This window comes from Pantoea sp. Tr-811, from assembly GCF_011752535.1.
GTDB lineage: Bacteria > Pseudomonadota > Gammaproteobacteria > Pseudomonadales > Pseudomonadaceae > Aquipseudomonas.
Genome location: NZ_VWXJ01000020.1, coordinates 109,559 through 121,643 on the forward strand (window position 1 = coordinate 109,559; position 12,085 = coordinate 121,643).

The window sequence follows — 12,085 nt, forward strand, 5'->3', positions numbered from 1 at the left end:
AACATATATATGAATTTTCCGAGAGTATTCCCCGTGGGTGGCGGGCTGTCAATCCTCCGCTGGTCGTTGGGGTTGCGGTGGCTGGCACCGGCTTTGCCGGTGTTCGCGGGGCAAGCCCGCTCCTACAGGGGCCTTGCGTGGCTTATGCTTGGGTTAACCAACGACAAGGATGTGGCAATGCTCGCCGTAATCAGGGGTTACCCCGCCAGTATTCGCCTACTGTTAGCGACTACGTTTACCCTGACGGTTGCGCGCGCCCTTACCCTGCCCTACCTGGTGGTGTACCTGAGCGACAACTTTCAACTCGGCGTTGGGCAGATCGGCCTGTTGATCGGCGGTGCCCTGATCGTCGCCTCGTTGCTGAGCCTGTATGGCGGGCACCTGGTCGATACCGTGCGCAACCACACCCTGGTCAGCGCCAGCACGCTGGTGTTCGCCCTGGCCTTCATCGTGGCCATGGCCAGCCGCGTGGCGCTGCTGTTCTTCCTGTGCCTGGTGCTGATCAACCTGGCCCTGGCAGTGGTGGACATTGCCGCCAAGGCGGGCTTCTGCGCCTTGTTGCCGGTCGAGCAGCGCGCCGAGGTGTTCGCCATCAAATACACCCTGAGCAATGTTGGCTACGCCGTGGGGCCGATGCTTGGCGTGGCCCTGCTGGAACTGGACGATCACCTGCCGTTCACGGCCTCCGCCTTCATCGGCCTTGGCATGTGCCTGGCCTACTGGCGCCTGGGCGACCGAGCCTTGCACGCCCGCACTACAGCGCAACCGGGCGCCAGCTTCGCGCAGGTGGCGCTGGGCCTGGCGCGCGACCGGCGGCTGGTGTGCTTTACCTTGGGCGGTGTACTCAGCGCAGTGGTGTTCGGCCAGTTCACCGCCTACCTGTCGCAATACCTGGTGGTGACCAGCAGCGCCAGCGAGGCAGCGCGGCTGGTGGGCTACCTGGTGACCACCAACGCGGTGACGGTGATCGCCCTGCAATACCTGATCGGCCGGCGCATTGGCCGGCAACAGCTGATGCCGTGGCTGCTGGCCGGGATGGCGCTGTTCATCGCCGGGTTGCTGGGGTTCGCCATGGCCGGCTCGGTATTGGCCTGGTGCCTGGCAATGCTGGTGTTCACCCTGGGGGAAATCATCGTCATCCCGGCGGAATACATGTTCATCGACCTGATCGCACCGGAGCATCTGCGTGGGGTGTATTACGGGGCGCAGAACCTGTCCAACCTGGGCGCGGCGCTGGGGCCGGTGCTGGTAGGGTTTGCCCTGGGGCGGTGGTGGCCGGGGGTGGTCTTCTACCTGCTGGTGATGTCGGTGATACTGGCGGGGGTGTTTTATGGGTTGGGCACCCGTCGTGGGTGATGGCGCCTTGGTGGGCCTCTTCGCGGGGCAAGCCCGCTCCTACAGGGATAGCATAAACCGGGGGCTGCGACAACACGCCCCTGCGACCATCGTCGGCGCTGACGAACCCCTGCCTGCGTGCCAGACTGATTGATCGGGACCGCGTTATCTTTTTTGCTCCGGAGTCTTCATGTCGTTGTCCAGCGGGCTGATCGCCGTGGTCGCCCTGGCCTATATGGCCGTCATGTTCGCCATCGCCTTCTACGGCGACCGCCGCAGCACACCGTTGCCGCCGCGCCTGCGTGCCTGGGTGTACAGCCTGTCGCTGGCGGTGTACTGCACCAGCTGGACCTTCTTCGGCGCGGTCGGCCAGGCCGCCGAGCAGTTGTGGGCGTTCCTGCCCATCTACCTGGGGCCGATCCTGCTGCTGATCTTCGCGCCCTGGGTGCTGCAGAAGATGGTGCTGATCAGCAAGCAACAGAACATCACCTCGATTGCCGACTTCATCGCCGCACGCTACGGCAAGTCGCAAACCCTGGCGGTGGTGGTGGCGTTGATCTGCCTGGTCGGCGTGCTGCCCTACATCGCCCTGCAGCTCAAGGGCATCGTGCTGGGCGTGAACCTGCTGATCGGCGCCAATGCCGACGCCACCGGTACCCGCGTGCAGGACACCGCGCTGGTGGTGTCGCTGGTGCTGGCGCTGTTCGCCATCGTGTTCGGCACGCGCAGCCTGGACGTGACCGAGCACCACCGCGGCATGGTGCTGGCGATTGCCTTCGAGTCGATGATCAAGCTTCTGGCCTTCCTGGCGGTGGGCGTGTTCATCGTGTTCAACCTCTACGATGGCTTCGACGACCTGTTCACCCAGGCGCGCCAGTCGGTGCACCTGGAAAGCTATTGGCAGGAAACCATCAACTGGCCGTCGATGGTGGTGCAAACCGCCGTGGCGATGATGGCGATCATCTGCCTGCCGCGCCAGTTCCACGTCACGGTGGTGGAGAACATCGAACCCCAGGACATGCGCCTGGCGCGCTGGGTGTTCCCGCTGTACCTGGCGCTGGCCGCGCTGTTCGTGGTGCCGATTGCCCTGGCCGGGCAGATGCTGCTGCCCGGCACGGTGATTTCCGACTCCTTCGTCATCAGCCTGCCGCTGGCCGAGGCGCACCCGAGCCTGGCGCTGCTGGCCTTCATCGGCGGCGCCTCGGCGGCCACCGGCATGGTCATCGTCGAGGCGGTGGCCTTGTCGACCATGGTGTCCAACGACATGCTGCTGCCTTGGCTGCTGCGCCGCACCAACGCCGAGCGGCCGTTCGAGGCGTTCCGCCACTGGATGCTGTCGGTGCGCCGGGTCACCATCGTGGTCATCCTGCTGCTGGCCTACGTCAGCTACCGCCTGCTCGGCTCCACCGCAAGCCTGGCGACCATCGGCCAGATTGCCTTCGCCGCCGTAACCCAACTGACCCCGGCCATGCTCGGTGCGCTGTACTGGAAACAGGCCAACCGGCGCGGCGTGTTCGCCGGCCTCGCGGCAGGCATCTTCCTGTGGTTCTACACCTTGGTGCTGCCGATCATCGCCCATAGCCTGGGTGTGCCGCTGGGCCTGTTCCCGGGCCTTGCCTGGCTGCACGGCAACCCGCTGGACCTGCCGATCACCCCGCTGACCCAGGGCGTGGTGCTGTCGCTGGCGGGCAACTTCACCCTGTTCGTGTGGGTGTCGATGCTCTCGCGTACGCGGGTTTCGGAACACTGGCAGGCTGGCCGTTTCATTGGCCAGCAAACCAGCGCCCGGCCCAGCAGCAAGCCGCTGCTGGCGGTGCAGATCGACGACCTGCTGAACCTGGCCTCGCGCTTCGTCGGTGAAGAGCGTGCGCGACAGAGTTTCATTCGCTTCGCCTACCGCCAGGGCAAGGGCTTCAACCCCAACCAGAACGCCGATGGCGACTGGATCGAGCACACCGAACGCCTGCTGGCCGGTGTGCTGGGCAGCTCTTCGACCCGCGCCGTGGTCAAGGCCGCCATCGAAGGCCGCGACATGCAGCTCGAAGACGTGGTGCGCATCGCCGACGAAGCCAGCGAGGTGCTGCAGTTCAACCGTGCCCTGCTGCAGGGCGCCATCGAGAACATCAACCAGGGTATCAGCGTGGTCGACCAGAACCTGCACCTGGTGGCCTGGAACCGCCGTTACCTGGAACTGTTCAACTACCCCGAGGGGTTGATCAGCGTTGGCCGGCCGATCGCCGACATCATTCGCTACAACGCCGAACGTGGCCTGTGCGGCCCCGGCGAGGCGCAGGTGCACGTGGCCCGGCGCCTGCACTGGATGCGCCAGGGCCGGGCGCACTCCTCCGAGCGGCTGTTTCCCAATGGCCGGGTAATCGAGCTGATCGGCAACCCGATGCCCGGTGGCGGCTTCGTCATGAGCTTCACCGACATCACCCCGTTCCGCGAGGCCGAGCAGGCCCTGCGCGACTCGAACGAGGGGCTGGAACAGCGCGTGGCCGAGCGTACCCAGGAGTTGTCGCAGCTCAACCAGGCGCTGTCGGAGGCCAAGAGCCAGGCTGAAGCGGTGAGCAAGTCCAAGACCCGCTTCCTGGCTGCGGTCAGCCACGACCTGATGCAGCCGTTGAATGCCGCGCGGCTGTTCTCCGCCGCCCTGTCGCAACAGGCCGAGGGCATGAACGAAGAGGCCCAGCAGTTGGTGCAGCACATGGACAGCTCGCTGCGTTCAGCCGAGGAACTGATCAGCGACCTGCTGGACATCTCGCGCCTGGAAAACGGCAAGATCACCCCCGACGCCAAGCCATTCGCGCTCAATGAGCTGTTCGACACCCTGGGCGCCGAGTTCAAGGTGCTGGCCGCCGAGAAGGGCCTGGAATTCCGCCTGCGTGGCAGCCGCCTGCGGGTCGACAGCGACATGAAGCTGCTGCGCCGGGTGCTGCAGAACTTCCTCACCAACGCCCTGCGCTACGGCAAGAGCCCGATTCTGCTGGGCGTGCGCCGCCAGGGCGAACGCCTGTGGCTGGAGGTATGGGACCGCGGCCCGGGCATTGCCGACGACAAGCTGCAGGTGATCTTCCAGGAGTTCAAGCGCCTGGACAGCCACCAGACCCGCGCCGAGAAAGGCCTGGGCCTGGGCCTGGCGATTGCCGATGGCCTGTGCCGGGTACTCGGCCACCGCCTGGAGGTGCGTTCCTGGCCCGGCAAGGGCACGGTGTTCCGCGTCAATGTGCCCATCGCCCGGCAGGCCGTGGCGGCGCCGAGCGCCCCGGTGGAGCAAGCCAGCCAGCCGCTGGCCGGGCTGCAGGTGCTGTGCGTGGACAACGAAGACAGCATCCTGGTGGGCATGAACAGCCTGCTCAGCCGCTGGGGCTGCCAGGTGTACACCGCGCGCAACCGCGCCGAATGCGAAACGCTACTGGCCCAGGGCATGCGCCCGCACCTGGCGCTGGTGGACTACCACCTGGACGACGGCGAAACCGGCACCGGGCTGATGGGCTGGCTACGCACGCGCCTGGGCGAGCCGGTGCCGGGGGTGGTGATCAGCGCCGATGGCAGCAAGGAAACCCTGGCCACGGTGCACGCCGCTGGCCTTGACTACCTGGCCAAGCCGGTCAAGCCGGCGGCCTTGCGCGCCCTGCTCAATCGCCATCTGAGCCTGGTTCAGTAAGCGCCTGCGCCGCCAGCGCTTCGTCGCTGAGCGCACGTTCGAGCAAGTCGGCCGGCAGGCTCTTGCTGGCGCGCGCGCCCAGCAACTTGAGCTGTTCGCTGCGGCTGACCAGGTTGCCACGCCCTTCGCACAGCTTGTTGCGCGCCGCCGCGTAGGCCTTGTCGACCTGCTGCAGGCGGTTGCCCAGCTCGTCCAGGTCCTGGATGAACAGCACGAACTTGTCGTACAGCCAACCGGCGCGCTCGGCGATCTCACGGGCGTTCTGGCCCTGGCGCTCCTGTTTCCACAGGCTGTCGATCACGCGCAAGGTGGCCAGCAAGGTGGTGGGGCTGACGATCACGATCTGCCGGTCGAAGGCTTCCTGGAACAGGTTTGGCTCGGCCTGCAGGGCCGCCGAAAAGGCCGCTTCGATGGGCACGAACAGCAGCACGAAGTCCAGGCTGTGCAGGCCTTCGAGGCGGTTGTAGTCTTTGCTCGAAAGGCCTTTGACGTGGCTGCGCAGCGACTGCACGTGCTGCTTGAGCGCCGCCTCATCGTTGTTGCTGACGAACTGCTGGTAGGCGGTGAGGCTGACCTTGGCGTCCACCACCACCTGTTTGTCGCCAGGCAGCATGATCAGCACATCGGGCTGGAAACGCTCGCCATCGGCGCTCTTGAGGCTGACCTGGGTCTGGTACTCGCGGCCCTTCTCCAGGCCTGCGTGCTCCAGCACCCGCTCCAGAATCAGCTCGCCCCAGTTGCCTTGGGTTTTCTGGCCCTTGAGCGCCTGGGTGAGGTTGGTGGCTTCGTCGGACAGGCGCAAGTTGAGCTGCTGCAGGCGCTCCAGCTCCTTGCCCAGGGAGAAACGCTCGCGGGCTTCCTGCTGGTAGCTTTCCTCGACACGCTTTTCGAAGGCCTGGATGCGCTCCTTGAGCGGGTCGAGCAACTGGCCCAGGTGCTGCTGGCTGGTTTGCGCGAAGCGCTGCTCGCGCTCGTCGAAGATTTTGGTGGCCAGGTCGGCGAATTGGGCGCGCAGGGTATCGCGGGCCTCCTGCAGGTCTTCCAGGCGCTGCTGGTGGCTTTCCTGCTGTTCGCGCAGTTCGGCCTCCAGGCGCGCAGTCTGGGCCTCCAGGCGGCGCAGTTCGGCTTCGCGGTTGGCGCGCTCAAGGTGCCAGGCGTGGGCGGCATCGCGGGCATTGTCGCGGTCGATCTGCAGCAGCTCCAGCTCACGGCCCTGGGCGGCAAGCTGGGTTTGCTTGAGGGTGTTGGCCTCGCCGAGGTCGCTGACCTCGTCGCGGCTGGCATCGAGCTGAGCCTGCAGGCCGGCCTGGGCCAACTGGGCACTGCTCAGGCGCTCTTCGAGCAAGGCCTGCTCGCCCTGCCGGGCGCCGTGGCGGCGCTGCACGTGCATGACCCAACCCAGGCAAGGCACAGCGCCCGCCACCAAGCCCAGCAGAATGCTGGTCAGATCCACTGCCATGCTTACCCCGATCACGCTATTGCAAGTTCAGTGCAGCTTATCAGCCTGCCGAATCGGGCGCCTGCTCTGGCGCATCGGCCTGGAACAGCCGTGCGTATTCCTGCTGCGCGCCTGGGTCGCCGGCGCGGGCCGCCTGGCGCAGCAGTTCATGGCCGATGCGCCGGTCGCGGGCATTGCCGCAGTCGCGGCACAGCATCTGCCCCAGCCGGCTCTGGGCCACCACCACACCTTGGCGCGCCGGCTGTTTGAGCAGGCGCCCGGCGAGGTGCTTGACCTGGGGTTTGTCGCCCAGGCTCGGGCTGTCGAGCAGCCACAGGGCCACTTTCAGGGCGAAGCGCTTGGGGGTGGCGGCTGGGGAGGAGGCATTGGGGCTGGCGAGGTGTTTACCGCGAAACTTCATGACCAAACGCAGAGGCAACTTGAAAGGCGCGCCACTCTACTCCTTTTTTGCTTTTGGACAAGCACCGGGGAATTACCTTATTGAACGGATACTTTCTGTAGGAGCGGGCTTGACCCGCGAAGCAGGCACTGCGGTGCATGGCACTGGCTTCGCCGGTGTTCGCGGGGCAAGCCCGCTCCTACAAGGGATCGCAGTACAGGTGCCCTACGGCGGTAGGCACATCCTGTAGGAGCGAGCAAAGCTCGCGATCCGCCGCAGGCGGCACTCACCGATTTGCTAAAAATTCTGTTTTTTTCAACGATCTTTTCTTGACGTTTGCAAGTGGATGACCAACGGGTCGAGCGGTGCCTGACAATTGTCGGACAGTTCACCAATTCGCTGGCACGCCCGTCCTAGAGCAAGCGCTGGGGACAATCCACAGTTCCTGTGGATAACTCAGTGGACAACCGCCTTAATGACCCCGCAAACCCCCATGAAATGGGGCCTACAGTCAAACTGACGATTTTTTCACCAGTGAAAATTAGTGTTTTTTTTCATTGACTTAACTACCCAGTCAAGTCATTGGCGAGCCTCAAGCCGGGTGTTGCCAAGCTGTTACAACTCACGCCTCGAATGTGAACAAGTGCACCGAAAACCTGCATTTGGGTGCACGAAATCGGAACATGCAGGCGTTTGCGGGCCATTGGCCCCCTCTTCCCAAGACGTTAAAGAAGCGCCATACTGCTCGGCTAACCTGGCAGAGCGTGAAAAGGCTTGCAAAGCCCCAGCGCTTTCTGTAAGGTTCACCCCGTTAGTACCCCAGCTGAAAGTCAATTCTGGCCACCAATGTCCTTGCAGCCCCACCGCCCTCCCAAGCGAGCGCTGCTGAAACCAGGACCGGCCCACTCGATGATTCCCTCGCCAGCCCTACGCTGCCCTGCACGAATCAACCGGAAGATTGATCAGGATTCAACCCCGACGGCCTAGAACCTTGGCCCCGGCGTGCTGCCTGCCTTCTGAAGTACCTACCAGTCAGCCCAAGCGCCCACCTTTGATTGCGCCTCCTCTGGCTGCCCTGTTCCAGTCAGGTTCGTTCGTCCCTTAATAAAGGCGTCACTGGAACGTTTCTATCATGCACGGATCATATCCCCCGTGTTTAAAGCAGGAACCTCCAACAATATGCAAACTCATCATCAAATTCAGGCTGCCATTGGCACCCTCTCCCAGGCCTTCTCGCCGTTGAAGTGCCTTATCGTCGCCCCTCGCAAGGGCAGCTTCAGTTTCACCCTGGTGGACGAGCACGGCATCGCCTGCCACACAGAACGCCTGTACCCTGAACAGTACAGCCGCTCCGAACCGCTGCAGGCGGTCATCGCCCGGACCCGCCAGTCGCTCACCGCGTGACGGGCGAATACCGGGGTATTCAGCCGCTGAATGGCACCTGCGTAACGCTGCCTGATCGTTCTTGGCCTAATTGCCGCACGGCATATAGCGCCGAGCGACCGGCAGCAATCGATTTAAAAACAGCCCTTTACACCACGATTATCACACTACACTTCAACTCGAGCGGTACTTGCCGCTTCCGGCGGGCCTGACCAATCACCAGCTGCCAAGCTCCAGCGCCCGTCGGCCTCTTACTGCTCGAGGGCATCATGGGTATCGCGGCGAATGAATTGTGTCTGTATGTGATTCGACCCACGCTGGTCTACCTGAACCGACACTGCGCCAGTGCCGAGGCCCTGCTACTGGGTATTGCGGCCAGCCAGTCAGCGCTGGGTTCGGCCTTGCACGACCGCCGTGGCCATGGCCTGTACCGCATTGGCGAACACCGCCACCAGGCGGTCTGGGACCACTTTCTCGCCCGTGACCCGGAGCTGGCCAGCCTGGTCCGCGGCCTGGCCAGCCAGCACGCCTTCCTCGGCGGCCCGCACCTGGAACTCACGGTCAACCTGCGCTACTCCACCGCCATTGCCTGGATGCTCATCGAAGAGCAGGCCACGCCCATGCCTGCCGCCGACGACCTGCTCGGCCAGGCGCGTATCTGGCGGCAGATTTTTCACCCGCAAGGTCGCCTGCGCGACTTCACTCAAGCCTGGCATTCGTGCATAGAACAGAAATTGCCACAAGTGTCTTAAGAAGCGTCCTACACCATTACCGGAAAAAAGGGAATTTTGGTCGGATTGTCCTACAAAACCGCTCTATCTCCTGTGATTGAGGCTATAGCGCGGCGCGTGATTTGTTGGTAGCTTTTCGCCCCGGAGATCCCAAGGAGTTTCTAATAATGAAAAAAGCAATGCTCAAAACCTCCCTCGGCGTAGCCGTTGCTCTGGCATCCAGCCAACTGTTCGCCGCAGGTTTCGCCCTCAACGAACAAAGCATCAGCGGCATGGGGACAGGTTTCGCGGGTCGTTCTTCCGCTGCCGATGATGCCAGCACGGTGTATGGCAACCCGGCGGGCATGTCCCGCCTGAAGCGCCAGCAAGTCACCGTGGGGGGCGCTGCTGTGATTGCCAAGTCCGACGTGTCGGGCCCTGGCAGCAACTATGGGGGGAAAACCGACGGCGACATGGTGCCGTTCGTTGGCGTTCCAATGGGCTACTACGTCAAGCCGATCGATGACCACTGGAGCGTAGGCTTCGGCGTTTACGTGCCCTACGGCCTGATCACCGACTACGGCAGCAGCGATGCCGCCCGCTACTGGGGCAAGAAAAGCAAGGTCGAGGTCGTGACCTTCCAGCCCACCGTCAGCTATGCCTTCAATGACAAGGTGTCCATTGGTTTCGGCCCGACCATCAATCGCATCAAGGGCGAGCTGGGCTCGAACCTGAGCAGCAAGGGGCTGCTGGGTCTGAATGGCCCCGATGGCGAGGTCAAGATCAAGGGTGACGACACCGCAGTCGGTTACAACATCGGTATCCTGGTTCAAGCCACCGACCGTACCCGCCTCGGCCTGACCTATCACTCGATGGTCGACTACAAGCTTGAAGGCAAAACCCGCGTCTCGTATCCGGTTCCGCAACTGGGCCTGAGCGGCAAGTTTGACGCCAGCCTGAACATCAAGACGCCGGAGTCGGTCGACCTGTCGATTACCCACGAGCTGGATGATCACTGGACGCTGTATGCCGGCAGCACCTGGACGCGCTGGAGCCGCCTGGAAAACATCACCGTCAAGAACGATGCGCCTGCAAACTACCCACTGCAGACCATCACCGAAGAGCAGAACTGGCATGACACCTGGGCGCATGCCATCGGTGCGGCCTACAAGGTGAACAAGGAGTGGACCCTGCGCGCAGGCTTCTCCGTCGACCAGTCGCCAACCAACAACACCAACCGCTCGCCACGCATCCCTACGGGTGATCGCAAGGCGGTCAGCTTTGGTGCCGGTTGGAGCCCGAACGACGACATGACCATCGATGTTGCCTATTCCTACCTGTGGGAAGAGGACACCAAGGTCCACAACGTGCCAAGCTCCACCTCTGAAGGGCTGCTCAAGGGTAGCTACCAGGCCAAGTACGAGAACAGCGCGCACGGTCTGGGTGCCTCCCTTACCTACCGCTTCTGATCTGTACCCTGAAAGGGGCCGCGTTGCGGCCCATTGCAGGCAAGCCAGCGCCTACAGTGATCGCGAAATTGCCTGATTTCGCGCATTACCTGTAGGCGCTGGTACTTACTCGCGCACCTGCCAGCTATCGCCCAGCGCTTCTTTCAGGTAATCCATGAAGGCCCGCACCTTGGCGGTCATGGCGAAGCGGTCGGCCAGGCACAGGTAGATGTCCATCGGTTCGGTCTGGGCGTAGGCCTGGCCACTGTCGCTGTATTCAAATAGCGGCACCAGCGCACCGGAAGTCAGGTGCGGCCTGACAATGAACTCGGCGAGCCGGGTGATGCCGCCGTCATTCAATGCCATCTGGGTCAGGGCGTCGATATCGTCGCTGATCAATACCGTGCCGAATGCTGCCTCGAAGCGCAGCCCATCGCGCTCGAACCCCCAACGCAGGAAACGTCCGTCAACCGGGTAGCGGAACACCAGGCAGCGGTGCTCGCGCAGCGCTTCGGGCGTGGCCGGCCGGCCCGCGCTGGCGAGGTAGCCGGGCGAGGCGCAGCAGATGAAGGGAATGCGCGCAATGTGCCGGGCCAGCAATTGGTCTTCGAGCTGTGGGGTTATGCGCAGGCTGACGTCGACGTCTTCACGGGCATGGTTGACCTTGCGATCAGTCGTTATCAACTCTATCGACAGCAGCGGATAGCGGGCGCTGAACGCGGGTATCAGGGGTGCCAGCACGTGGCGGCCGAAGGCGGAGGTCGAGGCGATGCAGAGGCGGCCCTGGGGTTCGCTGTCGGGGGTTGTGACGGCCTGCTCGGCCAGCAGCAGGTCGCGCTCGATGTGCCTGACGCGCTCATAGTATTGGCTGCCTGCGGGCGTCAGGGCCATGCTGCGGGTGGTGCGGCTGAGCAGGCGCACTTGCAGGTGGCTTTCCAGGCGCGCCAGGTTCTGGCTGACCGCTGCCGGGCTGATGCCGAGGTTACGCGCACCGGCGGCAATGCTGCCGGCCTCGACCACTTTGATGAAACTGCGGATGGTGTTGAGCAGGTCCATGGCGCGCCTTGGGATTCGTAAGTAATTCTTTATAAAGAACTCAGTGCGGGAGGTCTACAGCGAATGCCTGGGGCATTGCTAACCTGCGCCCTCACCCATTTCCCAGGAGTTCGCATGAGCAACCTGTCCCAGGTACGCAGCCGCCGCAAGTTACGGCCCGGTGCAACGCCTTATGTGTTTGCGTTCTACATGTCGTCGATCATGGCGCTGTTGATGTGCTTCGTGATTACAGCGGCGAATGCGGGCATCAACCCGGCGTATTTGACCAATGTGCTGAAGGCTTACCAGTTGGCGATGCCGGTGGCGTTCGTCTGCGTATTGATGGTGAGGCCAGTGGTATTGAAACTGGTGGCAATCACAGTCCACCCTCATTAAATCTATTCACCACACCCAAACCACCGCAACATCCCGCCGCACGCTGCTGTTGCTGTTGCTGTTGCTTTGCTGTTGCTTTGCTGTTGCTTTGCTGTTGCTTTGCTGTTGCTTTTGCTTCTAAGCGCGCGATAGTTCAGCAAACACAAATTGCGACCTTAGGAGGCCGAGCGGAGGCCTTGCGGAGGGAGGTGACGGGCATGGATGCCCGTCAAGCGCTGGGCCCCAGGATGGGGCCTGCAGCGCGGTCCTCCCGGGAGCAAGGCCGGAGCGAGG

At 63.3% G+C, this 12,085-nt stretch carries 9 protein-coding genes; 6 read left to right on the forward strand and 3 right to left on the reverse strand.

The window, feature by feature from the left end:
* Positions 1-177 precede the first annotated feature (177 nt).
* Both F3J44_RS24650 and F3J44_RS24655 read left to right on the forward strand, forming a co-directional pair.
* The gene (locus F3J44_RS24650) at positions 178-1,356 is read left to right on the forward strand and encodes an MFS transporter (protein ID WP_167276899.1); all 1,179 of its coding nucleotides are present in this window, start codon (positions 178-180) and stop codon (positions 1,354-1,356) included.
* A gap of 169 nt (positions 1,357-1,525) precedes the next feature.
* Positions 1,526-5,002, forward strand: coding sequence for a hybrid sensor histidine kinase/response regulator (locus tag F3J44_RS24655; protein WP_167068059.1), 3,477 nt, complete (start codon positions 1,526-1,528; stop codon positions 5,000-5,002).
* Here the strand turns inward: F3J44_RS24655 and rmuC are convergent.
* Positions 4,974-6,461, reverse strand: coding sequence for a DNA recombination protein RmuC (gene rmuC / locus F3J44_RS24660; protein WP_167068062.1), 1,488 nt, complete (start codon positions 6,459-6,461; stop codon positions 4,974-4,976). The two genes, F3J44_RS24655 and rmuC, sit on opposite strands and share 29 nt — an antisense overlap.
* 40 nt (positions 6,462-6,501) lie before the next feature.
* Positions 6,502-6,861 (reverse strand): sel1 repeat family protein, encoded by a 360-nt coding sequence (locus tag F3J44_RS24665; RefSeq protein ID WP_167276900.1) that lies wholly within the window; start codon positions 6,859-6,861, stop codon positions 6,502-6,504.
* Positions 6,862-8,019: 1,158 nt separating this feature from the next.
* Here F3J44_RS24665 and F3J44_RS24670 point away from each other — a divergent pair.
* The 3 genes from F3J44_RS24670 to F3J44_RS24680 all read left to right on the forward strand — a co-directional run bounded on the left by F3J44_RS24670 (position 8,020) and on the right by F3J44_RS24680 (position 10,402).
* The gene (locus F3J44_RS24670; protein ID WP_152954144.1) at positions 8,020-8,244 is read left to right on the forward strand and encodes a hypothetical protein; all 225 of its coding nucleotides are present in this window, start codon (positions 8,020-8,022) and stop codon (positions 8,242-8,244) included.
* A 281-nt stretch (positions 8,245-8,525) separates the two neighbouring features.
* Positions 8,526-8,975 (forward strand): hypothetical protein, encoded by a 450-nt coding sequence (locus F3J44_RS24675; protein ID WP_205300166.1) that lies wholly within the window; start codon positions 8,526-8,528, stop codon positions 8,973-8,975.
* Between the two features lie 146 nt (positions 8,976-9,121).
* A complete protein-coding gene (locus F3J44_RS24680) occupies positions 9,122-10,402 on the forward strand; it encodes an OmpP1/FadL family transporter (protein ID WP_167068070.1) in 1,281 nt (426 codons plus the stop codon).
* Positions 10,403-10,507: 105 nt separating this feature from the next.
* Here the strand turns inward: F3J44_RS24680 and F3J44_RS24685 are convergent, their stop codons facing one another.
* Complete coding sequence (locus F3J44_RS24685; RefSeq protein ID WP_167276903.1) at positions 10,508-11,437, reverse strand: LysR family transcriptional regulator; 930 nt, start codon at positions 11,435-11,437, stop codon at positions 10,508-10,510.
* Between the two features lie 114 nt (positions 11,438-11,551).
* On the opposite strand from F3J44_RS24685, the gene F3J44_RS24690 reads away from it, so the two are divergent.
* A complete protein-coding gene (locus F3J44_RS24690; protein ID WP_167068076.1) occupies positions 11,552-11,812 on the forward strand; it encodes a DUF2798 domain-containing protein in 261 nt (86 codons plus the stop codon).
* Positions 11,813-12,085 lie beyond the last annotated feature (273 nt).

Excerpts from the sequence above, each read along its gene's own strand:
- F3J44_RS24650 (WP_167276899.1), top strand. The coding sequence starts at position 178 with ATGCTCGCCGTAATCAGGGGTTACCCCGCCAGTATTCGCCTACTGTTA.
- F3J44_RS24655 (WP_167068059.1), top strand. The coding sequence starts at position 1,526 with ATGTCGTTGTCCAGCGGGCTGATCGCCGTGGTCGCCCTGGCCTATATG.
- rmuC (WP_167068062.1), bottom strand. The coding sequence starts at position 6,461 with ATGGCAGTGGATCTGACCAGCATTCTGCTGGGCTTGGTGGCGGGCGCT.
- F3J44_RS24665 (WP_167276900.1), bottom strand. The coding sequence starts at position 6,861 with ATGAAGTTTCGCGGTAAACACCTCGCCAGCCCCAATGCCTCCTCCCCA.
- F3J44_RS24670 (WP_152954144.1), top strand. The coding sequence starts at position 8,020 with ATGCAAACTCATCATCAAATTCAGGCTGCCATTGGCACCCTCTCCCAG.
- F3J44_RS24680 (WP_167068070.1), top strand. The coding sequence starts at position 9,122 with ATGAAAAAAGCAATGCTCAAAACCTCCCTCGGCGTAGCCGTTGCTCTG.
- F3J44_RS24685 (WP_167276903.1), bottom strand. The coding sequence starts at position 11,437 with ATGGACCTGCTCAACACCATCCGCAGTTTCATCAAAGTGGTCGAGGCC.
- F3J44_RS24690 (WP_167068076.1), top strand. The coding sequence starts at position 11,552 with ATGAGCAACCTGTCCCAGGTACGCAGCCGCCGCAAGTTACGGCCCGGT.